The sequence below is a fragment of the Streptomyces sp. BHT-5-2 genome (genome assembly GCF_019774615.1).
In the GTDB taxonomy this organism is placed as follows: Bacteria; Actinomycetota; Actinomycetes; order Streptomycetales; family Streptomycetaceae; genus Streptomyces.
On the sequence record NZ_CP081496.1, the window covers coordinates 3,810,526 to 3,833,036 of the forward strand.

Consider the following 22,511-nt stretch of genomic DNA (forward strand, 5'->3'; position numbering starts at 1 on the left):
CGCCGGGGCAGTCGGGCGCGGTCGGGGGCGGTGCGGAGATGAGCACGAGTCGGAGCAGTTCGCGGCCGCTGGCCGGGACGAGCTCGCTCTTTCTGGTGGCGGCCGGTGTGGTGCGGGCGCGGGTGACGGCGAGGACGGCAGTGGCACGCATGCTGATCGGGTCCCAGCGCATCCAAAAGTTCCAGCAACTGCCTGGCTCTGATCGAGGCCGCAGATGCCCTTGCCGTCTGGAAGTTGGCTTTGCTGGCGAGTTTCCGGCAGCGCTTGTTCATCGCCTCGAGAGGCACCCGACCTGAGCGAAGTCGCTGTTCACGAGAACGAGAACGGACAGCGCCCGGCCGCGGCAGTGCGGTCGGGCAGTCAGGTCACGACCCGGAGTTCGCGTTGCTGCGTGAGCCGCTGTATGGGCCGTCTGTAGCAACATCCCCCGCACCCACTTGCGCCTGCTTGCGCCTGCTGCCAGGTCGCCCACACCGCGGGAAACAATCGCCCCGGTCATGGGACAGGGACGCACCGGAACGGCATCGAGGGGAATGAACGATGGAAAGAGCGGGACGCCTGGGGCGCAGAGCGCTGCTTGCCTGTGGCACCCTCGCTCTCGCCGGGTGCTCATCGATGAGGGATGCCCCAGCGGCGCTCAACGCTTCACCAGCGGCGCGGCCGACCACACTGACTGTTCATCTCTTCCCCGGTGACGAAGGGTTTTCCGCGACCGCGGGTGCATGCCCGAGGGACTCGCAGCGCGCGCCCGGTGCGCAGGCAGCACGCCAGCCGTCGCAGAGCCTCACCTCGGGAAACCGCAACGAGACCCCACGTAGCTCTGCGTAGCGTTCCAGCTCCGGGGACATCCGGCCACGAGCCCCGCGCAAAAACCCGTTTGTCGGACCACGGCGACCACTGCTACGTTTCCGGAGGCCGTGCGAAAGAACGAGGAGGTGGTACCCGTGAACGCAGTATCGACATGGGTGCTCCCCTCCGGGGTCACGGTCGGGCGATAGGTCGGTCGTCCGGGAGCGCCGTTCAAGAGCACTCCCGAAAGGCATGACCATGCAATTCACTTCTGAACAGCGTCTCGACGACGGTGTCCTCGAACGGGAATTCATCCTCGGCGAGATCCCCGGCACTCTGTGGACGCCTGGATCCGCACCGTCTCCCCTGATCCTGATGGCCCACAACAACGGCCTGTCCAAGGGGGAACCGCGGCTGGTGGCCCGGGCCCGGAAAACCGCGGCGTACGGTTACGCGGTGGCCTCCATCGACGCCGCCGGGTGCGGTGACCGGACCCGTTCCGCAGCCGACGAGCAGGCTCGCGCGGACCTCCGCCGGGCGATGCAGGCCGGCGAGCCGGTCGATGAGATCTTCGAGTCCTTTATCGGCCCACTGGTCGAAAAGGCGGTCCCGGAATGGCAGAGCACCCTGGACTCCCTCCTTTCGCTGCCCGAAGTCGGCGGCACCGTCGGGTACTCGGGGTGGGCCGCCGTCGGTATCCGGCTGGCGGTGGTCGAACCGCGCATCGCGGCCGCCGGTCTCTTCGCCGGGGGTTACGTGCCCCGCGCCCAACGCGAGGAGGCCCGGCAGCTCACCATTCCGCTGCTGTTCCTGCTGCAGTGGGACGACGAAGGCAACCCCCGGGAACGGGCCCTGGACCTGTTCGACACCTTCGGCAGCAAGGAGAAAACGATGCACGCCAACATGGGCGGGCACGTCGGCACCCCGTGGTTCGAGATGGAGGACGGGGACCGGTTCTTTGCCAGACACCTGAGGTGAGGCCGGCCTGAAGTGAGGCCGAGCCGTCAGGCCGGCAGCACACGATAGGCGGTGTCGGCCAGGGCGCTGCCCGTCGAAGACAGGCTCCGGCTCCCCTCAGGTCTCCACACTGCGGGTCCCTGCCAACTGGGCAGGGACCCGCAGTGCCCGAAGCCATGAACTGCTCGATTCGGCGGAGCTTCGGGTGCTGCCCCATCTCGCGGACAAGTGTCCTGTGCCGGCGAAGGTTGGGCGTTGTCGCCGAATGTCCGTTCTCAGCCGACGAAGTCGCCGTCTCGTCGACAGCAGTCGAGCCCGGCTACGGGTATGGCAGCACGAGGTGGGTGGGGTCCTCCTCGCGCCGGATCTGCACCGGCCCCCGGGCGTAGTGTTCACAGAACTCCACAGGCTCCTTGAAACTGACTGCCGTCAACGCCTCTGCTCCGGGCATCGGGACAGCAGGGCCGATGGCGTAGTGATGGCGTGTGACCTCGTCCAGCCGCTCAGCCGGCTCCATCGAGGCGAACGTCGCGGGCCCGATGGCTCGGGTGGGCGTTCCCTGTACCGTCCACTGCGTGCGTAGCTCCAGAACCTCCGGCTTCGGACACCGCCACCTGAATCGCGTGACGCACAGTGCGCCGACGTTGAACCACGAGCTCCATCCCCATCCGTCGCTGAGGAACCCGAGCTCGGACGCTTCCATGACGCCATACGAAAAAGGGAGGCTGCTCCAGTGGCCTACCAGCAGGTCATCCAAGTCCATCCATAGATCTTCGGGTACAAACGAAGGTCAACAGGTTCAGCAGCCTGGCTGCCGCCGCCGTCCGCCCCCCGTGCGCTCTGCTGCCCGTGCCGATCGTGACCGGCGGATGAGCGGCGTGCGCGGCAATCGGTCGGCGGCAAGAACTCCAACTCGCCGCGGGCCCCTACTCGCCGCGGGCCGGATGGTGAAGGGCGAGAGCCACACCATGGTCAGCCGGCCGAGCGTCGGCCCGCCCTTCTTGGTTGCCGATCAGGTTGGAGGGACACCTTGCCCGCCGCCCGCATCGTGTTTGCAGGAGTGCCGACTATCGCCGACCTGAGAATTCGCCTGTCCGGCGCGCGTGGCCCTGCTTGGCGAATCCCGAGCATTCCGGACATTGCACAACGCTCCGCCTCGCGCCATATGCGGAGGCGGTCGCGCCGTAGCCGTGAGGAGCGAGATCGCCCATCGTGGCCCGTCACCGGTCCGGTGCATGGCCAACCGATCATTGCGCGGGGGCTTTTCATGACCGGGCGGCTCCGGTTTCACAGCATCCGGGCGCCGTCGAGGACGTCCGACCGGGCGTCGCGGGCGGTGGGCGCCGTGTAGTGGGCGAGGGCCTCGTCGAATCGGTGAGCCGGCCGGTCAGGCCCCGACGTTTCTCGTGCCCCGCGGGGAGGCTCCGTCTGCGACGAACGCGCCGTGGACGGACAATCGGTTCCATGGTCTTCTCACGTCCCGTACGGCTGTGGCTGCTTCCCAACGCCGTATTGCTCGCCGCACTGCCCCTCTGGGGCATCCTCCGCTATCCGCACCTACCGAGCCGGATACCTCGGCACATCAGCACCGAGGGGGTGGACGCCTGGACGGAGCGGTCGATCGGGAGCGCGTTTGTTCTGGTGTTCGTGTACATCGGAGTGACGGTGCTGCTGACCGCCTGCGCCGAGCTGACGCTGCGGGTGACACCACAGGCGGAGCTGCCGAAGGACGCGGCGCCTTTCGGCAACGGGTTGGCCCGGTCCTCGCTCAATCGCCCCCGCACCCGCGCCTCTGCGCTCCGCACCGCCCGGGCCGTGCTGGTTCTCAACGCCTGCGCGGGAGTCTCGCTCCTGATCGGCTGCGGGGTGCTGTGGCGCTCCGCAGCCGATCAGCGGGTGTCCGGCTGGCTGTTCGCGGCGATGCTTGTGCCGCTGCTCGCCGGAACCGCTGTGACGGTGGCGGCCCCGATGCGCGACCGGCACACACCCGTGGACTGAGCACACGGGCGGGACAGGGAGAGGGGTCGGGAAAGCCCGGCTCATCAGGGGAGCGTCAAAAGCGGTGCGTCCCTCTTGAAGGCGGGTGCGGGGCGGAATTTGATGGAGCTGTGAACAGCGCCTGGCTCCTTCTCGACCGTCCACCTCATCCGGTGGGCCCGTGTCGTGCGCCGCGCTGCACGGAGAGCTAGCTCTGCCTCGCGCTGAGACCTCTCCCGCATTCGGACGGGGCGCCCTGACCTGATCAGGCGCCCCGTTTGTGCGTCCGTACGTACGTCGTAGCTCTGAGCAACTGAGCAACTGAGCAACTGACCAATCAGAACGGCGCACTCGCCTCCCTTTTTCCCTCTTCCTGTGAATGGATCATGTCCGTCTTCGACCTTTCCTCCCGTACCGTCCTGGTGACCGGAGCCACCTCCGGCATCGGCTACGAAACCGCCCGACAGTTGGCCGAGCGTGGTGCGACCGTCCTCGTACACGGCCGCACCGCCGAGGAGGCACAGGCAGCCACCGACCGACTCGTCGCCGCCGCGGGCGTCGACGCCTCGCAACTGTGCGCGTTCGCCGCGGACTTCACGCGCCTGGAGGAGGTGGAGACGATGGCGCGTCGCGTCATGGCCGAACACCCCCATCTGGATGTCCTGGTCAACAACGCCGCCACCGCAGCTCCCGAACGCCACACCCTCACCGCCGACGGCAACGAGATCGCCTTCCAGGTCAACTTCCTCGCCCACTACCTGCTGACCTGTCTCCTGGAGCCCGCGCTCACGAGTGACCCGGGCGGCCGGGTCGTCAACGTCTCCTCCTCGCTGCACCGCACCGCCTCCATCCAGTGGAACGACCCGCAGCGCGCCCGCCGGTACTCCCGGCTCGCCGCCTACGCCCAGTCCCAGCTCGCGCTCGCCGTCTTCGCCGCCGACCCCCGGGTCACGGCGGTCTCCGTCCACCCGGGCGTCTGCGAGACGGACCTGCTCCCCCTCTACGGCATCGAGGGCGGCACCGCGACGCAGGGCGCGGCCCACGTGGTCCGGCTGTGCGACCCGGCCTTCGATGTCGTCAACGGCGCCTACTACGACCGCGACCAGCGCGTCGACCCGGCACCCGCCGTCACCGAGGGCCGCACGGTCAAGCGCCTCGGCAAGCTCGCCGACCAGCTCGTCGGCCAGCACGCGTGAGAAGACACCACCGACTGAGGCGCCAGCAGGCGGCCTCCCGCATGACGAAGGGACCGTACACCCATGTCCAAGCGCGCCCGCAAGAAGAAGGCCCGCCGCAAGAAGAACGCCAACCACGGCGGTAAGGCCGGCCAGAGCTGAACCACCGAGCGGGGCGACTCCCAGTCGCCCCGCTCGTGCACGCCGCGAGCGTCACCACGAGTCCCGTGCTCAAGGGGACGAGATGAGCTCCTTGATGCTCGCCCGGCCGACGCAGACGAACGAAAGCGCCCGGTGCCACCTTGCTGCCGGTTCTGGCCGCGCTGCCGCAGCCGCTGGCGCTGATCGGGGTCGGCGCCTCGGCCGGGCTCTGTCTCTACCCGGACCGGTACCGATCCCGCGTCTGCTGCCCGACGCCGTCCGGCGGGCCGGGGTCGGCCTCAACCCACTCGCCCCTCCGATCCCGAAGACACCAACTGGCGGGAGTGCCTGGTATGGCCTGAGCAGACCGGGCACCTGCAGCGGCTGCGCGGCGCCCTCGATGTCGCACGGGCCGAGCCCGCGCCCCGTTCGCGCGGACGATGCGGAATCTCCCATGCCACTGGATCTGGACCGAAGCCCCCAGCCTCTTCCCCGAGCTGCTCGGCTGCCTGTCTGAACCGGTCCCCACCGACCGCGCCAGCGGGGCGGATGCCCCACCCGTCACCACCAGATCCCCAACCGGTCCACAGGGATTGACGATTACTCGATGTTGGCGCAACTCCGACTCCGCTACGTGCCACCGCCGCCCGCTCCGACCGCCCCCGCGGCCCGGCTGTCGTCACGGCACCGTCAGGGTCCGTCGCCTCTGCGTAAAGGAGTCGTCAAGGAAACAGGGCTCCTCCACCGGCGGCGCTTCGATGAACGGGACGGACCCGCAGGACGCGGTCGCGACACGGAATCGCGGCTCGGATCTCGCGAGCGTGGCACAACCAAGGAGAGTGACCCATGGCCGCACCCCTCGGCCGGCGCGTCCTGGCCGGAGTGAGCGGTTCGCTGGGAAGCGTAACGGCGCTGCACCGGGCGGCCGCCGAAGCCCGCGTGCGGGGCGCGGAGCTGTGGGCCGTACTGGCCTGGGAGCCGCCCGGCGGCGACCTTCCCGCCCGCGGCGGCGTGCCCCCTTCACTGGTCGCCACATGGCACCGCATGGCGTGCGAGGATCTCGCGGAAACACTGGGCACCGCCTTCGGCAGCGAGGGGCCGGGAGTTCCTCTTCACACCCTGGTGGCACGCGGCAAGCCGGGCAAAGTGCTGATCGCGGCTGCCGACCGCAGCGACGATCTCCTGGTGATCGGTGCCGGGGCTCGCGGCAGGCTGCGCCGCGCGGCGTCGCCCTCCGTCTCCCGGTACTGCGTGGCACACGCCCGCTGCCCCGTACTGGCCGTCCCCCCTTCTCCCCTGCACGACGCCCTCACGGCCGTACGCCGTCGCACCGTGTGGAAACTCCCGCTCACCACTCGGGAGTTGACCCGCTGAACGCTGCTTACGCGCACGAAGCCGTCGGGTGCGGCTGGACCCCCGTCATGCGAATGGCGCCAGGCGCCTGCGCGACGGCCACTGGGACGACAGGAGCATCGGGCCCGGCAGAGCAGCAGGGCGCCGGTCAGGTCGATGGGCGTCAGGAGCCGCCGTTCTCGCGGCGGGAGACCACGATGCGTGCCCCTCGCGCCGGGACTTGGGTGACCTGGCGGGGGCGTGGGGTCTCCGGGCGGGCGCGATCGGGGCGCAGGTCGTAGCGAGCGAGCACCTCACGCAGCACGATGGTTGCTTCCTGCACGGCGAAGCCGGCGCCAGGGCAGCGACGTGCTCCCCCGCCGAAGGGAATCCAGGCCGGCGACGGGGGCCGACGGTCCAGGAACCGTTCCGGGCAGAAGGTCTCCGGTCGCTCATGGTGTGTGGGATCGAGGTGGACCAGGCCGATGGCGGGCATGACGGTCGTTCCCGCGGCAATTCGGTAGCCGGCAAGGGTGAGCGGCTCGGTGAGGCATCTGGCCACCTGATAGATCACGGGCTTGTGACGCAGTGTCTCTTGGACGACGGCGGTGAGGCAGGCGTCGTCGCCCTCGTCGGCCGCCCGCTGTGCCGTGCGCAGGTGCAGCGGGTGGCGGCTGAGTTCGTGCAGTGTCCACGCCAGGCCGGTCGCGGTGGTCTCGTGCCCGGCGAGGAGCAGCGTGACGAGTTGGTCGCGCAGTTCCACCTCGTTGAAGCCGCCGCCTTCCGCGCTCTCGGCGGCCTGCAGCAGGTGGGACAGCACGTCGGTCGGGTGGTCGGCCGCCGTCCGCCGGTTGGCCACCTGGGCGTCGATCCACTCGTCCAGCTTTTGACGGAGGGAAACGTAGTGGCGCCAGGGACGCAGTCGCGACAGTTTCGGGTGGGACAGCCCGAGCAGGGTGATCTGGCCGATATTGGTGAACTGGCGCACCAGCGGTCGCAATTCGGCCAGCCGTGCCTGCTCGGTCACCCCGAGAACGAGCCGACAGACAACTTCCAGCGCCAGTTCCCGCATTCGGTGGTGGGCGCGGAACGCCTCTCCCACCGGCCACTGCTCGATCTCCGCGACCGCCACGGTCCGGATCACTTCTTCGTAGGTGCGCAAGGCCGGACCGCTGAAGGCGGGCAGCAGCATTCGCCGCGCTCTGCGATGTTCGTCCTCGTCGGTGAGCAGCACCGAACGGTCGCCCATGACAGGTCGCAGAACCGCGTTGCCCGCACCTGCATGCAGGACGTCGACCGACCCGCCGAAGACCTCATCGACATCTTCCGGCCGGGCCAGGACCACGACGCGGTGTCGGATCGGCGCCACCAGATCGAGCGAGAACACCTCACCATAAATGCGTCGCAGTCGGGGAAACCACAGATGCCGATACCGCGCGAACAGCAGGGTCTGCACCATGGGCGGAAGCCGCGGCCCGGGCGGATCGACCGGCTCCGGAACCCTCCCGTTGGCAGCTCGGTGCGAGAATCCGGCGGACGAGAACGTGACTTTCCTTGGCATTGCGACCCCTGCATCGTGCAGTGAATTCTCTCCCGAAGATTAGTTTCCCGGGACCGTCTTCGGGTTCACCACGCCCATTACCACCGGCGGAAATGCGTGTGAGGAGGCGAAAGGCAGCCGGAGGACAGGACTCTTCTCCCGGGCCGCCGGACTCCCGTGCGCCCGCGTCGGCGCGTTCAGCCCGGAGCCCGCAGCGCGTTTGCTGTCGCTCGGGCTCAGCCGATACTCCGGCTGACGGTCACGGTGCATTTGCCGGTCGCGGCGAGTTGCACCACCTCGCGCTCCGGCGGGCTCAGCCGCGCGATCGGCGAGTCCGCGGCGGGCGCCGGGTCGTGGTGCCCGCCGGCCGCCCGCCACTCGGTCCGGGCCCGCCCTGCCCGAGGCTGCGCGCCCATTCCGTCGAAGTGCTCCAGTGCGGCGCGCAGCGGTTCGCGCGCATCGAGCACACGGCGTTGCCGGCGCAGCCACTCGCCGTACGGCAGCTCGGTGCGGGCCCGCTCGAAGCTGTCGTCGGCCGGGTGCAGGTCGAGGGCGGCGATGGAGTGTTCCTCGGCTTCGGAAGCCCGGCCGCTTCCCGCGCCGCTTCCCGCCGGTCCAGCGCCCGCTGGGCCTGCCCGGAGCCGAGGTCGAGCAGGCCCAGTGTCCACAGCGCGTCGGAGGTGCCCCGGCCGACACCCCGGGGGCGGGTGTACTCCAGGGCCCGGTGGGCGAGTTCACGGGTGCGGTCCTCCTCGCCGCGGGCGGCGGCCGGCACGGCGAACGGCCGCCGTGCGCCGCTCCGGCCGCGCAGGGCGTCGGCGAGCAGCAGCTCGATCCTCCGCAGCTCCTCGTCGCGTCCCTGCATCCGTGTCCCCGGACCCACCAACCCGGCCACCCTCGGGCCTCGTTGACCGTCACTGTACGCGGTCCGGGCGGGACGGACCGTGTGAAACCCACGCAAGGAAGCTCCGTACTGCCGCGGTGAGTTCGGCGGGGGCGTCCTCCTGGACAAGGTGACCGGCGCCAGCGATGAGCCGCAACGTGGCCCAGGGAATGGATGACGCGAGTTCGTGCCCCTTGGCCGCGGGGATCCACGTGTCGTCCTCGCCCCAACACACCGGTACGGGGAGATCGGTCTCCCCGTACCGGCCCTGCATCTCACCGGTGAAGCACTGGTCGACCTGAGCGATCTGACGGTAGCAGGCGGGCTGGCCTCGCTCGCCGAGCCGCGGTGCGACCAGCCGGTCGATCGTCGCCGGCGACAGGGTTCACCCGTACCAGCCGACGGTACTGTGCGCCGTGCAGCAGGTGACGCGAGAGGTGTCCCTGCCGCGGCCGCCCGGACCGGTCCGGGCTATTCGCGGACCAGCAGCAACTCGACCCTTTCCACGGTCGGTTCGCGCGGGCCGGAGCTCCGATTGGCGGTCTGCCCACCGTGTGACGAGGCCCCCTGCGGTGCGGAGTCTTGTGGTGCGGAGCCTTGTGGTGACGGGCCGGCGGGTGTGAAGGAGAGCGACGACAGGAAGCGGCGGCCCCGCTCCCATCCGGAGGGGACCGTCGCCGTCACGCGGCGGATCCCGGAGGCCGCAGCCCGTTCCAGCAGACTGCCGGCCAGGGCCGGGCCGAGGGCGGTGCCCCACAGGGACGGGTGCAGGAGGAACAGGCCGACACTGCACGCGTCCGGCTTCGGGAAGCGGAGCACGACGTCGATGATCCCGGCGATGGCGGGGGTGGCGGGGGTGGCGCCGCTCGTGGGGGCCTCCTCCGTCACCACCAGGACGCGCTTGTCCCGCCAGTCGGCGCCGGGCGGCAGGCTGTAGTAGAGGCTCTGGACGTCGGCGGGCCCCGGCGGGAGTCCGGTGGCGGCCTCGAAGTATGCGGTGGCGGCCTCGAACAGCGCCCACATCGCCGGCTCGTCATCGGGGTCGGCCTCCCGGACGGCGTAGCGCCGCCCGGCCGCCGTCGCGACCACAGTGATCGTCTCACTCATCTCCGGCCCTCTTCGGTGTCGACGTCACACCCCGCAGCAGCGGGAGGCAGACCAGGAGGAGGACGCCCGCCAACGCCCAGGGAACATCGAGACCCACCCGTTCCGCCAGCGTGCCGCCCAGCGCGGCGCCCAGGGGCATGGCTCCCCAGGCGGCGAGGCGGTATCCACCGGTGACGCGGCCCAACATGTCCTGGGGAGCGAGCCGTTGCCGGAGCGAGACCGTGCAGACGTTCCACAGCACCACCGCGGCGCTGTTCACCGCGAGCAGCAACGCGACCAGCGGCCACCACGGCAGCAGGGCCACCGTGAGGTAGCTGACCGCCGACACGGTGATCGACAGCACGAGGCTGCGCCCGGTGCCGAGCCGCTTGGCCGTCGACGCCGCGGTCTTCGCCCCGGCCAGGCTGCCCAGTGCCGCCGCGACGAGCATCAGGCTGTAGGCGGAGGACGGCAGACCCAGCCGGTTCACGACGTACACCACGAGGACCGCGTAGACGGCCTGTTGGCCCACGCCGAGCACCGCGACCACCACCATCAGGCGGCGGAACACCCGGTGCCGGGCGAGCATGCGCAACCCGGCCCAGGTGCCGTGCAGCACGCCCCCGTCTCCGCGTGACTGCTCCCGATCCCCGTTCCACCGGGCTCGGACGGCCCGCGCGACCAGGCCCGACAGCAGCAACGCGGAGGCGAGGAAGGTCGCCGCGTCCAGCAGGAACGGCAGCGGCTGCCAGCACGCCCACAGCGCCGCGCCGAGCGGCGGGCCCACAAAACCCGTCCCGGTGATCTGTGCGGCCATGATGCGGGCGTTGGTCCGTTCAAGATCCTGGTCGGCGGTCAGGGTCGGCACGATGGCCTGCGCCGCGCTGTCGAAGAACACCTCGGCGACGCCGGACAGAAAGGCGAGGGGCAGCAGCACCGGCACGGGCACCGTCCCGCCGACCACCAGGGTGAAGAGCGCGGCCAGCATCGCGCAGCGTGCCGCATCGGCGCCGATCATGGCCCGGTGGCGGGGCATCCGGTCCACCAGGGTGCCGATGACCGGCGCCAGGAGCCATGCCGCCCGGCCCGCCGCCGCCACGATGGAGATCCAGAAGGCGTCCCCGCCCGTCACCGACGCGGCCAACAGGGGCAGCGCCGCGAAGCGCGCGCCGTCCCCCACCGAGCTGAGCGCATTGGCGGTGACCAGCCTCCGCAGCGCTGCCGCAGCGGGACGGCCAGCCGCCGCGCCGGCCCGCTCAGCGCGATGTGACGAGACGTCGGACACCGGTTCCCTTCCTCACTGCGCCCCGGACAGCGCCAGCGAGTCGGCGCTGCCCACCGGGCCCTCCACCGGCCTGGACGGGTACAAGAAACCCAGGCCCGCGAGTTCGCGCACCACGTCGACCGCGGCGCCCTGCCACTGGGCGCCGCCGGGCAGGTGCCTGGCGAACTCCCGCGTCGCGCAATCCGTTTCGCACAAATGCCAGACCAACTGCCCCAGCGCATGCAGGCGCACGGTGTTGCCGGTCACCGGGGAGTGCAGCACCACGTCGTCCTGGTGAGCGGCCTCCAGCACGGCCGGCTCACGATGCCACCACCAGTCAGCCGGCTCCGGTGCCGCACGCACGAGCGGACGTCCGTCCGCGGCCCCGAGCATGCCGTGCCGGATCAGCAGCTCGACGAGTTCCCGCCGGCCGGCGCCGCCCCAGGCCACACCGTGGGCGCCGAACCACCGTGTGAGCTCCCCCACGGTCGCTCCCCGCGCGAGCGGGTCCTCCGTGCCCCCGGAGGGCCAACTGAGCTGTACAAATCGGTCCCCGTCGCCCTGGTACAGGGCCAGTGCGGCGCCCCCGCCCTCCCCCGCGTTCCACGGCAGCAGGTAGGCGCTGCACGCCAGCCGCACCTCGGTGTCGTCGGTCGCCTCGACGAAGGCGGGGACGGACCGCAGCGGTTCGGCGTTGGGTGCGCCCAGGCAGGCGCGCAGGAAGGTGAACTCCTCCACCTCGGCCAGCGCTGACTCGGTGCTGGTGCGGAACCACACGTTGCGGCGGATCACCGTGGCGCGCTTGGCGGCCTGCGCCACGTCCACGGCCTGGTCCGACGTCAGCCCCTGGGCCACGGTGTACTCGCGCACCAGTGCCAGGTCCTCACCGGGCGCGGGGTCGGTCAGCTCGATACCGAAGCGCTGCGGTTCCCGGGCGACCGGGGAGTGCCGGTCGAGGATGAACGGCGAACCGCCCCAGGTCGCGTACGGATTGCCGTACCGCTCCCGGGCCTCGCGGACCTTCCGCTCCGCGTAGGAGATGGTGCGCTCCGCCTCCTCCAGCCGCTCGCCGGGAAAGCCGTGGATCACGAAGAGGTGCGGGGCGATGCCCGCGGCCAGCACGTTGTCCAACGTGCGGTCCACGTGCTCGACCTTGGTGCCCTTGGCCATGATGTCCAGCACGCGCTGATTGTAGGACTCCAGCCCGAAGTTCAGGCGTCGACAGCCGGAGCGGTAGAGCAGGTCGGCCAACTTGCGGCTGAATCCGCCGGCGAACCGCGTCTCCCCGTACCAGTAGAGCTCCAATCCCCGCTCGACGATCTCTTGTGCCACTTCCCGCAGGACGTGCAGGGTGAGGATCTCGTCCACGAACATGAAAGTCCGGGTGCCGTATTCGGCCATCAGGTGTTCGAGGTGGTCGACCGTCTGCGCCGCCGGACGGGACCGGAAGGAGTTGCTGGCGAAGGGGATCGAGCAGAACGCGCACTTCCAGGCGCAGCTGCGGGAGGCGTACACGGGGAGGATGGGGCCGGGCGCGAAGTAGCGGTCCAGGGGAAGGTCGGCGAAGTAGGGGGCACTCACGCCGTCCAGTTTCACCGGACGGGCCGGGATCTTGAGGAGCTCCCCACCGCGCACCGTGACCACTCCGGGGATGTCCGCCACGTCCCGTCCCGCCTGCCAGCGGCGGACGATCTCGGGGAGGGCTTCCTCGCCCTCCGCCCTCACGAACGCGTCCACCCAGGCGAAGAAGGGGTGCGGGGCCGACCACTCCTCGACCATGCGCGTCGCGTAGTTGCCGCCGACGACGATACGCACGTCCGGTCGCCGCCGGCGGATCTCGACGGCCGCGGTCATCGCGGCGATCAGCTGGGTGTCGGCCGACATGCTGATGCCCACGACGCCGAGCGCGGGGTCCTCCAGGAACCGGTCCGGCACCAGGCGGTCCAGGGCCCAGCGGTAGACGTTCCGCTCCGGATCGTCCACGGCGTCGAGCACTGCCTCGGTGGAAGTGGCCGAGTAGTACAGGTCGTTGGCAACGAGGTCGAACCGCAGCCGGTCGAAGGCGGCGGAGACCGACCACATGGCGTTGCGCATCACCCGACGGGCCTGTGCCTGCCCCTGTGCGTCTTTCAGCGTCGTCAGGTCCCGGATGACCGCCTTGGCGCGGTCGACGTCCCGTGCGGTGTGGTCGTGGACCAGGCGGCCCCGGGCGGACGCGTGCCGGTCCCGCGAGCCGGTTTCCCGCGCGGCCAGCGCCCGCAGCCCGTCGGCGCTGAGCAGCCAGTCGAGCACCTCGACACTGGCGTCGTAACACCGCACGGGGAGGCCCTGGTCCCGGAGCGTCCCGGCGAGCAGCGGAACGGCGAGGTGCGGGGCGTAGGCGTTCCACAGCGGAGGGTTGATCAAGAGCGTGAACCGCTGGTTCATTGTCGGCCATCCTGGTTCGGCCCGGGGGCGGTGGCTTGTGGTGCGCGGGCGAAAGGGGTGTGCCCCGGCGGTTGAGGGCCGGGGCACATGCGGCTGAGCGACGGCGCGTCAGTTCGCCGTGTCGTCCGCCTCGTCGTCGATCCGGAAGCCCGCCCGCATCGACGGCATCAGTGCGTACTGCGCAGCGGAACGGATCTCGGGCTGGACGGTCTCAACCGCCGGAGCGTCGAAGGACGTCTCGCGCAGCTTGCTCTTGAGCCGGCCCAGCAGCTCTTCCCTCTCCATCGCGTTCACCTCCCCTCAGGGTCGGAGTACTGCAACGGCACCCGGACGCGGCCCGCTGCCGCGCCGGATCATGCGGCCGATTCCGAGTCGGCCGCAGCCCTGGTGATGAGTCCCTTCTGCTCCAGCGCCGCAAGGGTCTCGATGACGGCGGCCTCGCTCTTGTCGGGCGGGGTGCCCTCGGGCACCGACTGCCGGAACTCCTCGAGGATCTGCGTGCCGTGCTGACCGTCACACAGCTCGAAGAGGAGCCAGGAACGCGCGTCGAGGTAGTGGATGTCGGGGTGGGCGGGCGTGTAGACGAGCAGGCTGCCCCACTCGGGCACCTCTCGCAGCCGCAGGTCAGCTGCCTTCTGGAAGCAGTCGTGCAGGGAGAAGCTGGACATCGATACCCTTGTTGGTCGTGGTGCAGTACGGATCGGGTGCGTCCCAGTCACCGGTGAACGCATAGGCCGTGGCCCGGCAGCCACCGGCGGAGCCCTGCGTCGAGGCGCAGTCGGGACAGTGGTCCTCGACATCGCGGGAGCGGAGTCGCACGAACAGCGGGTGTTTCCAGGTCTCCAGGAACGGCGTCTCCAAGACGTTCCCGAAGTCCGCGAAATCGCGGAGGTAGGAGCAGCCGACGGATCGTCCGCGGGCGTCCACCCCGGACGCCTGCCAACAGCAGTTGGCGTCGCGGGGATGCCAGGAGCGCATGAGATGGACGCCGTCCGGGACCTCGATGCCCTCCAGCGCGGCCATCTGCTCCGGCAACGAAAGCGCCATTTCCCGCCAGTACCGCTTGGCCCGGCCCAGGGGATAGAGCCGGAGAATGCCCACCCGTTTCACGCCGGCATCGGCCGCGAGGTCGATGAACTGCTGGATTTCTCCGGCGTTCCGCTTCGTCATGATCATGAGGGCGAGGGTCTCGAATCCGGCGGCGAGCGACACCTTGAGGCCGTTGAGGGTCTTTTGGAACGCCCCGAGTTCACCGACGTGCCAGTCATGCGTCTGCGCAGTCGCACCCATGAAGTCGATGCACACGTTCCGGATTCCGGCCGTCTTGATCCGGTCCGCCATCGGCTCGTCCAGCAGGGTCCCGTTGGTCCGGAGCCGTACGAGCATATGCGGCGTCGCATGCGCCAGGATATCGAGCACGTCGGGGCGTTGAAGGGGCTCGCCGCCCTCCACCAGGAGCTCGATGACGCCGGAATCCGCCATGTCGTCGAGTACCGAGCGGAATTGCTCCGCGGTCATCTCGTCCGGCCGGGGTTCCGGTGTGCAATCGCCGTAACACTGTTTGCACTGGAGGTTGCAGGTCGCTGTCACCTGAAGCCAGGACTTCACCGGCCGGTGCAGTTCCAGTTTCGGCACGTTCGCGCCGCTGCCAGTCGCCTCGGTCATCTCGCTCCCTGTACGTGGGACTGTGTCGCGCCTTTCGCCGGGCAGTCCTCGATCTGCCGCAACCGCGCCATGAGCCACTCGATGAAGCGGACCCCGGCGGGCCCCGCTTCGGAAGGAAGTCCAGCCACGGCCGCCAGGAGAAAACGTGCGCGCTCAGCCGTACGAGCCCGCCCGGTGACCGTGTCGACTCCTCGCGCCACCGAATCCTGCCGGTGCCCCAACACCGTGTAAAGGGCGGCAAGATGGACGTATACGTGGGCCGCGGCGAGCGCCCGGTCGAAACTCCACGCGGCGTTCTCGTGCCACGACGGACGGATCACGGCCGCCGTGCCGGCGTCGTATCCCGCCCGGTAGATGGGGTGCACCAGTTGGATGTCATAGAGCTTCTGATGCACGCACTCGTGCAGCAGCGCCTCAGCGGTCCGCGGCACATCGTCCAACGCGCACCGATTGATGAAAACGGCCCGGGGGACCTTCCGATCGGAAGCACTTTCAAAGGCCCCGGGCCCCTCGACCACCCCGATGAAAGCGAGGTGGGAGAGCACGGAAGCCGTCGTCTCGGGCAGCACCCGTGCGAGCAGTTCGACGGCCTCGGCGACGGCCGATGCCTCGCCATCCGTTGCCGGAACCACCCCGTACCGGCTGTCGGGTTCGGTCAGCCCCTTGCGGAAGATCTCCAGGAACCCAGCCGTCCAGGCGTCGCCGTCGTCGATGCGGGACAGCATCCGCACCGTGCGCCCGCCCGGCACGCGCAAGGGGATGAACCGCCCGTCCTCGCGAGCGGAACCGGGCCCCGGAGGCACGGCGAGATCGGTACGGGCGAGGAATTCCGCGGTTTCCTTCGCCTGCGGATCACGCTGACGCATCCGGTGCAGAAAGAGCTCCAGCTCCCTGCGGAACATGGTGTCGCAGGAGAACGGGACGCCGTCCGACGAAAAAGGTAACTGCCGTGCGCCCGGCCAATCACCGGCAATCTCCGCAGCCAACGAGAACGTCGCCTCGACCTTCGCCAACAAGGGCGCGGATTCGGCGAATACGGAGCCTTGAGCAATGCTCCGATCCACGTATTTCAGCTTGCACACGACTTCCCCTCCCCCGTTTCACAGCTGAAGCGTGTGAACAACGCGGAACCATGCGTGGCCGGCCCAGCCACAGAGTGAAGCAGGTAGGGCAGGAGGGCGTGCAGACGCATCTTTGAGGTTTGACCGACTTTTTACCACGGCGACGCAACAACACCGGTTCGACGAGCCCACTCCCTTTTCCATGATCCCGAAACGCATATGCGTCCCCCACCTCGGCTTTCACCGCCCCCACGCTGGCTCACAACGCCAACATCGCGTCATTCGCGGGGATATACCGGCGGCGACGGCCCATCAGAGGCCGGAGCGGGACGGCGACGACGTCTGATCTCCGAGCCGCTCACCGGCCCCCACGCCCTATCCGCCCACCTACGGTCGTTCGATCCCGAATCAACTGGCGGAAACAAGTCCGCAGTTGCCGCCGGGCGCGCATCGGAGCCAAAGCCGGAGCCAGTACCGGCGTCGGACTTTCCGTGACCGCCTGGGGGACGGATTCGCGCCGGCGCGCGGGATCAGATGGCAACCGTCACCCGAAACTGCAGATCGGGCATCCTCCCCTGCCTTTTCGGTGAGCGCCACGCACCCCACCTGATAGGTCATCGGGAATAGCCCGGCACTTCCACCGTGGACGGACACAGGCCCTCAACAGTCGATCGGTGGTTGGCCTTGCCCGCCGAGGGAATTATCCCTCGGCGGGCAAGGCGTCAGTCGTCGATCGCCTGGTAGACGGTGGTCCAGAAGTCGTGAATGAGCCGTGCCGGGTCCGGGGTGGACAACCCGACCTGGGTGAAGAGGATTCCTGTGAGTTGGTTGTGCGGGTCGGCGTAGGCCGTGGTGCCGGTTCCGCCGTCCCAGCCGAACTGGCCCAGGGGCGCATAGTCGCTGCGGTAGGCGCGCACGGCCATCCCGAGGCCCCAACCGCCGTGCTGTCCCTGGCCGAAGCTCAGATGGACGTTGTCGCGGACCAGGGCGGTGCGGGCGGCGTTCTGCTCGGGCGTGAGGCGGTTGGTGGTCATCAACTCCACCGCGGGCCGGGACAGGATCCGCCCGCCCTCGTGCGTGCCGTGGTTGAGCAGCATCCGGAGGTAGGCGTGGTAGTCGTCCACGGTCGAGACCAGCCCGCCGCCGCCCGACTGGAACGCCGGCGGCCGGCTCCACCGTCCCCCCTCAGCCTCGTCCCACACCTGGAACCCGCCGGCCGCCTCGGGGAAGTAGACAGGCGGCAGCCTGTCGATCTTTCCTTCGGGCACGTGGAAGCCGGTGTCCTGCATCCCCAGCGGGTCGAGGACGCGCTCGCGCAGGAACGACTCCAACGTCCGGCCCGTGACCCTGGCGACGAGCACGCCGAGCAGGTCGCTGGCGAGGTCGTACTGCCACCGCTGTCCGGGCTGGTACGAAAGCGGCAGCTCGCCAAGGCGGCGTATCCACTCATCCGGGTCGGGCGCCGGCCCCGCTTCCGGGTCGTAGTTGGACCGCTCAAGGACTGCGGTCATGATCGGGGATCCCATCAAGGGCAGGTCGACGCCGAGACCGAACGTGGAGGTCAGCACGTCGCGCACGGTGATGGGCCGCTGCGCGGGCACGGTGTCTTCCAGCGGGCCGTCGGGCCGCTTCAGCACCTGCCGGTCGGCGAGTTCGGGCAGCCACTGATCTATCGGGTCGTCCAGCCGCAGCCGGCATCCGTCCAGCAGGACCATCGCCGCCGCCATCGTGACCGGCTTGGAGGTGGAGGCCATCCGGAAGATCGTGTCCCGGCGCATCGGCGCGTCGCTGTCATGGCGCATCGTCCCGATCGCCTCCACATGTGTCTGCTCGCCCCGGCTGACCAGGGCGACCAGCCCCGGGATCGTCCCGGACTCGACGTGCCTTGCCAGCACGTCGTGCAGTCTGCGCAGCCCTGTCTGGGAGAAGCCGCTGCGCCGGCCGGCCAGGGTCGTGGACATGGTTGGTGCTCCTTCGATGGAACGGACGGATGTAGGTCGCCTCGCCCGAAAGGCTCGCCCCTGGGCGAGGTGACCTTGCTTCGGGCAGCGGATGGCCGAGGCTGACGGCCGATCCGGTCGGCTGGTGCTGGTCAGAGGCTGTGGGCGGTGATGTCGCCGGCGGAGGTGGTGGCGTGGATGACGAGCTGGTCAGCGCCGTTTTCGGCGGACTTCAGGGAGTTGCGGATCCGGCCGTGGGAGGTGCCGGCGTCCAGGGAGGCCGACACGCCGGCGGCAGCGCCGACCGAGATGTCGCCGGCATCAGTGCGCAGCGTGACGGAGCCGCGCACAGCCTCGGTGATGCGGATGTCCCCCTTGCTGGTGCGGATCTCGGCGGGGCCGGTGACGCGGCCGACCGCGACATCACCGGCAACCGTGGTCAGGCGGGCGCTCGCGGCCTCGTCGAGGTCGATCGAGCCATGCTCACTGGCCACGGTCACGTTGCCGAACCGGCCGACGGCCCGCAGTTCGACGCTGGCCGTCTTCACCTCGACATGGGATCCGGCGGGCAGCTGGATGGTCGCCTCGACGGCGCCGGTGGGCCCGAAGTACTGGTTCCTGGCCGGGCCCTGGATCCGCAGGGCGCCGTCGGTGCAGTCGACCGTGGTCTGCTCCGCCGCCTTGATGTCGCGGTTCTTGGTGGGGTCCGCGGGGGCGATCTCAACTACGGTGTCGGCTCGGTCGGCTGCTATGAACCGGACGTTGCCGGCGGGCACGGCAACGACGGTGGTGATCGGGGCGGGAGTGGTGAACGTTGTCACGACGGTGCTCTCCTGAGGGTTCGTTATGGCGTGCGTACTGGTGGACGCACCTTGTGAATCTGGATGTAGATGCAGATGCGGATGCGATCGGTGGGCCGGGCGCAGAAGCCTGGATCGAAGGTGGTGCTGACCCCGGGGGCACTGTGTTGATGCGTCCGCTCGCATGGAGGGGGTGTGGTTCGTTCAGGCCGGGCCGGTCGAGGGGATCGCGTACGCGGGTGATTCAGCCCTGGTGGGCAGGATCGGTTGCGGGCAGCCGAGCCGGTCGGCGATCACCTCCAGCACCCGCCTCAGGTCGCGCGTCATACGGGCGTGCAGTCCGATCTCGGCGATCCCGGCCGTAAAGCCCGGATGCTCGGGCAGGACCAGTAGGACGCGATGGGTCACCCGGGTGCCCGCGGGACAGGCTGTGGCGTGGTGCACCCCGGCGTACCAGCTCTGCACCGCCACTCTTGCGTGGGCCCGGTCCACCTGGATCTCGACCGGCTCCACGGGCCCGGCAAGCTCCGCGCGGTAGGTGTCGACGCCGGGCTCGGCCACGACGGTCATCGCCCCCTGCTGTGCTGCGGCGGCCCTGGCCAGGATCAGTAGGTTGTCATCGCCCACCCGCCCTTCGGCGACGGCGAGCAGGAGCGCGGCGACCGCTTCAACGGGCGCGGCGAGCGTGCCGTGCACGTCCCAGCGGGTGGGCAGCGCGTCCAGTTCGGTGAGCAGAGATGGCCTGGTGTCCATGACGGGAAGCCTGGTCGCCGCGGCCCGTCCCGGACCACTCATTCGCTGCTGCCCGGGACGCGGGACATCCCACCGAGACCCTGCTGACCTGCGTTGTCACTCCCCCGGACGGCCGTGGTGCGGGTGTCCCGGGACGGGACGGGACACCCGGGCCAGGGCCGAACGCGCCTCCGGTACCAGGTAGTCGATGTCGTCGGCGGTGGCGATCTCCAGTGCCGCCCGGGAGTGCTGCGCCGCGGCGTCCGGGTCGCCGGTGGCCAGGCAGGACCGCGCGTAGGCGAGGCGGCTGCGCGCTGTCCAGTGCGGCTCGCCGACGCGTTCGAGGATCTGCAGGGCCTCGGTGTGCCTGGCGGTCGCCTCCTCGACGCGGCCGAGGTGGCGCAGGGCGACGGCGACGTCCGTCAGGCTGACCGCCTCGAACACCGCGTGGCCGGTCGTCCCGTTGATTTTCGCGGACTGCTCGGCGAAGTCGAGGGCGGCCTCGGCGTCGCCCCGGCCGAGTGCGGCCCAGCCGAGCACGTCCAGGCACATGCGTTCCGTCTGCCGGTCCAGCGCGCGAGCGGTCTCGATCCTCTCCGCGGCGATCTCGTGGGCCTCGTGGTACTTCCCCAGCTGCACCAGCGCGGTACCGATCGCAAGTTGCGTTCGCAGTCGTACAGCGGACCCGCGGGCCAGCGGCAGCTCAACGGACTCGTGCATGAGGGCGATGCCGCCCTCGGCGTCGCCGGTGTACATCCGGACCTCTCCGAGCTTCATGAGGGACAGGGCCTCGCCGTCGAGGTCGCCTTCCGCGGCCATCAGCGCGCGGGCCGCCTCGAGCTGCGGCATCGCCTCCGTCATGCGGCCGACGCGCATCAGTGCGGCCCCCAGCAGGTACGTGTGCGAGGCGAGCATGCGGGGGTCACCGAGCCTTTCCGCGGCGGGCATGCTGACCTCGAGTCCCCTGATCAGCCGCGCCACTCCGCCGCGCCGGGCCTCGGAGAGCAGGGCGAGCTGCCCGAGCCCGACGGCCACGGCGTCGATGCGCAGCTCCACGGCGAGCGAGAAGACCGCGGTGAGGTTGGCCCACTCGGTGTTCATCCAGTCGACGGCCATGTCGTAGGCGGAGAGGTCGGGCAGCGCGGGGGGCTGCTGCTCGACGGTGACCGGCAACGGGATGAGCACCTCGACCAGCTGCTTCACGGCCAGCATGCCGCTCAGGTAGTAGTCGCCCAGCCGGGCGATGGCCGGCGCGGGTTCGGCCGCGGCCGCCTCGGCGCGGGCCGCCTGCCGCAGCAGGTCGTGCATCCGGTAGCGGCCGGCGGCCGGCTCCTGGAGCAGGTGCACGTCCACCAGGTCCTCCAGCAGGGCGCGAGCGTTGGCCAGTGGGATCCCTGCCAGGGCGGCCGCGCCGTGGGCGTCGATGTCGTCACCGGGCACCAGCCCCAGCAGCCCGAACATCCGCCGCTGGGCAGCGTCGAGCTGACGCAGCGACATCCCGAAGACGTCCGAGACGGCCAGCTCGCCCTCGCGCAGCCGCTCCACCAGGGTGTCGAGGGTCCATGCGGGCCGGTGCCGCAGTCGTGCTGCGGCCACCCGGATGGCCAGCGGAAGGTTTCCGCAGCGGCGCAGCACCTCGTCGACGTCACCGGGCCGGGTTCCGCCCGCGGACGCGACGAACAGCCGTGTCGCCTCCTGGGGCGGCAGGACGTCGAGGGACAGCGGCCGGGCACCGTCCAGGTGCACCATCCTGCGGCGGCTGGTGATCACGGCGAAGCTCCGTCCGGCGCCGGGAAGCAGGTCGCGTACGTGGTCGGCGTCGGCGGCATTGTCCAGCACGACGATCGCGCGCCGGGTGGCGAGCTCGGACCGCCACAGCGCGGCCCGCTCGGCTACCCCCTCGGGGATCCTGCCGGGCGGGAGTCCGAGTGCGGCCAGCAGCACGCGCAGCGCCTCCGCGGGCTCGACCGGTTCCCGGCCCGGGGTGAAGCCGTGCAGGTCCAGATAGAGCTGGCCGCCGGGAAAGTCGGCGGTCAGCAGATGCGCGGCGTGCACGGCCAGCGCGGATTTGCCCACCCCACCCATGCCGTCGATCGCCACCACCGTCGCCTCCCGCGCGGCGGCGAGAAGTTCGGCCAGCTCATCACGGCGTCCGGTGAACGCGGTGATGTCGTGCGGCAGGTCGTTGCGTACGGCCGGAACCGGCGTTGCGGCGCCGCCGGTCCGGGGCGCTTCCTTGGCCCGCTCCCACATCTCCCGCAGCGGCCTGGGGTCCCGTCCGGCCACCCTGCACAGCGCCACCACCGCCGGCCACGGCGCGACGGCCTGGCCGGAGAAGTAGCGCGACAGCGAGGAGCTGCTGACATTGATCTCCCGCGCCAGTTCCCGCAGGCTCCGCCCCGTCCGGTCGCGCAGCTGCCGAAGACTGCCCGCCAACTCCTCGCTCACCCTTGCCGCCCCCTTCTCCAGGTCCGTCCGCCGTTCATCGAAGACAGTGAAGTATGCCGGGCCGATGAGCACCGACTCCCATGTCGGGTGGAGGCAACGTCATCGCGGACCGGCCGGCCGGACAGACAGCGAAAGCCCATGTGTGCGCGGGGACGACGTACTGGCGCTGGCCACGTGTCACCGAAGACTCTTCAGGCCGCCAATGTCGCGCTCAACAGCAGACCGTCCGTCGATGCAGCACCCCCGGCCCGGCCCGCCCGGCCGCTCGCTGTAGGAAGGCAGCCGGAGCGCTTC

At 70.1% G+C, this 22,511-nt stretch carries 19 protein-coding genes and 2 pseudogenes; 6 read left to right on the forward strand and 15 right to left on the reverse strand.

What is annotated here, in order from left to right:
- Positions 1 to 1,047: 1,047 nt before the first annotated feature.
- Positions 1,048 to 1,767, forward strand: a complete 720-nt coding sequence (locus K2224_RS17015) for a dienelactone hydrolase family protein (RefSeq protein WP_221907337.1) — start codon at positions 1,048 to 1,050, stop codon at positions 1,765 to 1,767.
- A 298-nt stretch (positions 1,768 to 2,065) separates the two neighbouring features.
- Here K2224_RS17015 and K2224_RS17020 read toward each other — a convergent pair whose 3' ends face one another.
- Entirely contained in the window at positions 2,066 to 2,509 is a 444-nt protein-coding gene (locus K2224_RS17020) for a hypothetical protein (protein WP_221907338.1), read from the reverse strand.
- Between the two features lie 701 nt (positions 2,510 to 3,210).
- On the opposite strand from K2224_RS17020, the gene K2224_RS17025 reads away from it, so the two are divergent.
- From K2224_RS17025 to K2224_RS17040, 5 genes and pseudogenes are all read left to right on the forward strand, one after another.
- Positions 3,211 to 3,744: a DUF1648 domain-containing protein gene (locus tag K2224_RS17025; RefSeq protein WP_221907339.1), complete on the forward strand. Its 534-nt coding sequence runs from the start codon at positions 3,211 to 3,213 to the stop codon at positions 3,742 to 3,744.
- Between the two features lie 365 nt (positions 3,745 to 4,109).
- Positions 4,110 to 4,919, forward strand: coding sequence for an SDR family NAD(P)-dependent oxidoreductase (locus tag K2224_RS17030; protein WP_221907340.1), 810 nt, complete (start codon positions 4,110 to 4,112; stop codon positions 4,917 to 4,919).
- Between the two features lie 281 nt (positions 4,920 to 5,200).
- On the forward strand, positions 5,201 to 5,401 hold the full coding sequence (locus tag K2224_RS40595; protein ID WP_260692708.1) for a DUF2332 domain-containing protein: 201 nt from the start codon (positions 5,201 to 5,203) through the stop codon (positions 5,399 to 5,401).
- Positions 5,352 to 5,636 (forward strand): annotated as a pseudogene (locus tag K2224_RS40600) (DUF2332 family protein); the annotation flags it as partial. The gene K2224_RS40595 and the pseudogene K2224_RS40600, both read left to right, overlap by 50 nt.
- A 249-nt stretch (positions 5,637 to 5,885) precedes the next feature.
- A complete protein-coding gene (locus K2224_RS17040; RefSeq protein WP_221907341.1) occupies positions 5,886 to 6,413 on the forward strand; it encodes a universal stress protein in 528 nt (175 codons plus the stop codon).
- Between the two features lie 142 nt (positions 6,414 to 6,555).
- Here K2224_RS17040 and K2224_RS17045 read toward each other — a convergent pair whose 3' ends face one another.
- The 14 genes and pseudogenes from K2224_RS17045 to K2224_RS17105 form a co-directional block, all read right to left on the reverse strand.
- Positions 6,556 to 7,932, reverse strand: coding sequence for a cytochrome P450 (locus K2224_RS17045; RefSeq protein WP_260692709.1), 1,377 nt, complete (start codon positions 7,930 to 7,932; stop codon positions 6,556 to 6,558).
- Positions 7,933 to 8,224: 292 nt separating this feature from the next.
- Positions 8,225 to 8,776: a hypothetical protein gene (locus tag K2224_RS17050; protein ID WP_221907343.1), complete on the reverse strand. Its 552-nt coding sequence runs from the start codon at positions 8,774 to 8,776 to the stop codon at positions 8,225 to 8,227.
- 49 nt (positions 8,777 to 8,825) lie between these two features.
- Positions 8,826 to 9,176: pseudogene (locus K2224_RS40605) on the reverse strand (alpha/beta fold hydrolase); the annotation flags it as partial.
- 89 nt (positions 9,177 to 9,265) lie between these two features.
- Positions 9,266 to 9,901 carry a GNAT family N-acetyltransferase gene (locus K2224_RS17055; protein ID WP_221907344.1) on the reverse strand — a complete coding sequence of 212 codons (636 nt, stop codon included), beginning with the start codon at positions 9,899 to 9,901 and terminating at the stop codon, positions 9,266 to 9,268.
- A complete protein-coding gene (locus K2224_RS17060) occupies positions 9,894 to 11,165 on the reverse strand; it encodes an MFS transporter (protein ID WP_221907345.1) in 1,272 nt (423 codons plus the stop codon). Before K2224_RS17060 ends, K2224_RS17055 begins: the two co-directional genes overlap by 8 nt.
- A gap of 12 nt (positions 11,166 to 11,177) precedes the next feature.
- Positions 11,178 to 13,571 carry a radical SAM protein gene (locus K2224_RS17065; RefSeq protein ID WP_221907346.1) on the reverse strand — a complete coding sequence of 798 codons (2,394 nt, stop codon included), beginning with the start codon at positions 13,569 to 13,571 and terminating at the stop codon, positions 11,178 to 11,180.
- A 108-nt stretch (positions 13,572 to 13,679) separates the two neighbouring features.
- Positions 13,680 to 13,856, reverse strand: coding sequence for a hypothetical protein (locus K2224_RS17070; RefSeq protein WP_221907347.1), 177 nt, complete (start codon positions 13,854 to 13,856; stop codon positions 13,680 to 13,682).
- A 68-nt stretch (positions 13,857 to 13,924) separates the two neighbouring features.
- Positions 13,925 to 14,239, reverse strand: coding sequence for a hypothetical protein (locus tag K2224_RS17075; RefSeq protein WP_221907348.1), 315 nt, complete (start codon positions 14,237 to 14,239; stop codon positions 13,925 to 13,927).
- Complete coding sequence (locus tag K2224_RS17080; protein WP_221907349.1) at positions 14,196 to 15,236, reverse strand: radical SAM protein; 1,041 nt, start codon at positions 15,234 to 15,236, stop codon at positions 14,196 to 14,198. Before K2224_RS17080 ends, K2224_RS17075 begins: the two co-directional genes overlap by 44 nt.
- Complete coding sequence (locus tag K2224_RS17085) at positions 15,233 to 16,318, reverse strand: aKG-HExxH-type peptide beta-hydroxylase (protein WP_221907350.1); 1,086 nt, start codon at positions 16,316 to 16,318, stop codon at positions 15,233 to 15,235. The genes K2224_RS17080 and K2224_RS17085 overlap by 4 nt, the downstream gene beginning before the upstream one ends.
- Before the next feature lie 701 nt (positions 16,319 to 17,019).
- On the reverse strand, positions 17,020 to 18,258 hold the full coding sequence (locus tag K2224_RS17090) for a serine hydrolase (RefSeq protein ID WP_221907351.1): 1,239 nt from the start codon (positions 18,256 to 18,258) through the stop codon (positions 17,020 to 17,022).
- Positions 18,259 to 18,389: 131 nt separating this feature from the next.
- The gene (locus K2224_RS17095; RefSeq protein WP_221907352.1) at positions 18,390 to 19,058 is read right to left on the reverse strand and encodes a DUF4097 family beta strand repeat-containing protein; all 669 of its coding nucleotides are present in this window, start codon (positions 19,056 to 19,058) and stop codon (positions 18,390 to 18,392) included.
- Between the two features lie 183 nt (positions 19,059 to 19,241).
- Positions 19,242 to 19,790, reverse strand: a complete 549-nt coding sequence (locus tag K2224_RS17100; RefSeq protein ID WP_221907353.1) for a hypothetical protein — start codon at positions 19,788 to 19,790, stop codon at positions 19,242 to 19,244.
- A 96-nt stretch (positions 19,791 to 19,886) separates the two neighbouring features.
- Entirely contained in the window at positions 19,887 to 22,217 is a 2,331-nt protein-coding gene (locus tag K2224_RS17105) for a tetratricopeptide repeat protein (RefSeq protein ID WP_221907354.1), read from the reverse strand.
- Positions 22,218 to 22,511 lie beyond the last annotated feature (294 nt).

What these genes read in the sequence shown, in the direction of transcription:
- K2224_RS17050 (WP_221907343.1), bottom strand. Translation starts at nt 8,776, where the DNA reads ATGCAGGGACGCGACGAGGAGCTGCGGAGGATCGAGCTGCTGCTCGCC.
- K2224_RS17100 (WP_221907353.1), bottom strand. Translation starts at nt 19,790, where the DNA reads ATGGACACCAGGCCATCTCTGCTCACCGAACTGGACGCGCTGCCCACC.
- K2224_RS17020 (WP_221907338.1), bottom strand. Translation starts at nt 2,509, where the DNA reads ATGGACTTGGATGACCTGCTGGTAGGCCACTGGAGCAGCCTCCCTTTT.
- K2224_RS17025 (WP_221907339.1), top strand. Translation starts at nt 3,211, where the DNA reads ATGGTCTTCTCACGTCCCGTACGGCTGTGGCTGCTTCCCAACGCCGTA.
- K2224_RS17090 (WP_221907351.1), bottom strand. Translation starts at nt 18,258, where the DNA reads ATGTCCACGACCCTGGCCGGCCGGCGCAGCGGCTTCTCCCAGACAGGG.
- K2224_RS17015 (WP_221907337.1), top strand. Translation starts at nt 1,048, where the DNA reads ATGCAATTCACTTCTGAACAGCGTCTCGACGACGGTGTCCTCGAACGG.
- K2224_RS17030 (WP_221907340.1), top strand. Translation starts at nt 4,110, where the DNA reads ATGTCCGTCTTCGACCTTTCCTCCCGTACCGTCCTGGTGACCGGAGCC.
- K2224_RS17075 (WP_221907348.1), bottom strand. Translation starts at nt 14,239, where the DNA reads ATGTCCAGCTTCTCCCTGCACGACTGCTTCCAGAAGGCAGCTGACCTG.
- K2224_RS17070 (WP_221907347.1), bottom strand. Translation starts at nt 13,856, where the DNA reads ATGGAGAGGGAAGAGCTGCTGGGCCGGCTCAAGAGCAAGCTGCGCGAG.
- K2224_RS17045 (WP_260692709.1), bottom strand. Translation starts at nt 7,932, where the DNA reads ATGCCAAGGAAAGTCACGTTCTCGTCCGCCGGATTCTCGCACCGAGCT.
- K2224_RS17040 (WP_221907341.1), top strand. Translation starts at nt 5,886, where the DNA reads ATGGCCGCACCCCTCGGCCGGCGCGTCCTGGCCGGAGTGAGCGGTTCG.
- K2224_RS17055 (WP_221907344.1), bottom strand. Translation starts at nt 9,901, where the DNA reads ATGAGTGAGACGATCACTGTGGTCGCGACGGCGGCCGGGCGGCGCTAC.
- K2224_RS17080 (WP_221907349.1), bottom strand. Translation starts at nt 15,236, where the DNA reads ATGACCGAGGCGACTGGCAGCGGCGCGAACGTGCCGAAACTGGAACTG.
- K2224_RS17065 (WP_221907346.1), bottom strand. Translation starts at nt 13,571, where the DNA reads ATGAACCAGCGGTTCACGCTCTTGATCAACCCTCCGCTGTGGAACGCC.